Raw genomic sequence first — 997 nt, forward strand, 5'->3', positions numbered from 1 at the left:
CCGGGACGCCCGCGTCGGGCGGGAGGAGGGCAGCGGATGCGACGTTACGTGATCCGGCGTCTCGCGCAGGCGGCCGGCGTGCTGTGGGCGGCCTACACGCTGTCGTTCCTGGTGCTGGACTACCTGCCCGGCGACCCGGTCTCGGCGATGGCCGGCGCCGGGATGGACTCCTCGGCCATCGACCCGGCGCGGCTTGAGGAGCTGAAGGGGCAGTACGGGTTCGACAAGCCGGTGCTGGTGCAGTACGTCGACTACCTGGGCAGTGCGCTGCGCGGCGACTTCGGCGACTCGGTGTCCACCGGCCGGCCGGTGACCTCCGTGATCGCCGACGCGCTGCCGCAGACGCTGCAGCTCACCGGCGCGGCACTGCTGCTCGCGACGCTCCTCGGCGGCGGGCTGGCGCTGGTCGCGACCTACACCTCGCAGCGCTGGCTGCGCCAGGCCCTGCTGTCGCTGCCGTCGCTGGGGGTGTCGATACCGACGTTCTGGGTCGGCCTGATGATCGTCCAGCTGTTCTCCTTCCGGCTGCGGCTGTTCCCGGCCTTCGGCAACGACGGGCTGCGCGGCCTGGTCCTGCCGGCGGTCACCCTGGCGGTCCCCACCGGCGCGATGGTCGCGCAGGTGCTGGCCAAGAGCCTGCTCACCGCGCTGGACGAGCCGTACGTGCAGACGGCCCGGGCCAAGGGCGCCGGACGGGCCCGCGTCCATCTTGGCCATGCGCTGCGCAACGCGTCCCTGCCGGCGCTGACGGTCATCGGCCTGCTGGTCGGGCAGCTGATGGCCAACGCCGTCGTGATCGAGACGGTCTTCGCCCGCAACGGCCTCGGCCGGATCACCGCGGCCGCGGTCTCCGTGCAGGACCTCCCGGTCGTGCAGGGGGTCGTCGTCTTCGGCGCACTGGTCTTCGTGCTGGTCAACCTGGTCGTCGACCTGATCTACCCGTTGTTGGACCCACGGGTCGTGGTAGCCGCCACCGTGCGAAGGAGCCCCGCGTGAG

1 protein-coding gene is annotated in these 997 nt (G+C 72.1%); it reads left to right on the top strand.

What is annotated here, in order from left to right; all coding sequences use genetic code 11:
* The coding region (locus AC5LSR_RS18305; RefSeq protein WP_493464456.1) for an ABC transporter permease at positions 1-996 on the top strand (996 nt) is incomplete at its 5' end.
* Position 997 lies beyond the last annotated feature (1 nt).

The sequence above is a fragment of the Protofrankia sp. CiP1_Cm_nod4 genome (genome assembly GCF_982290645.1).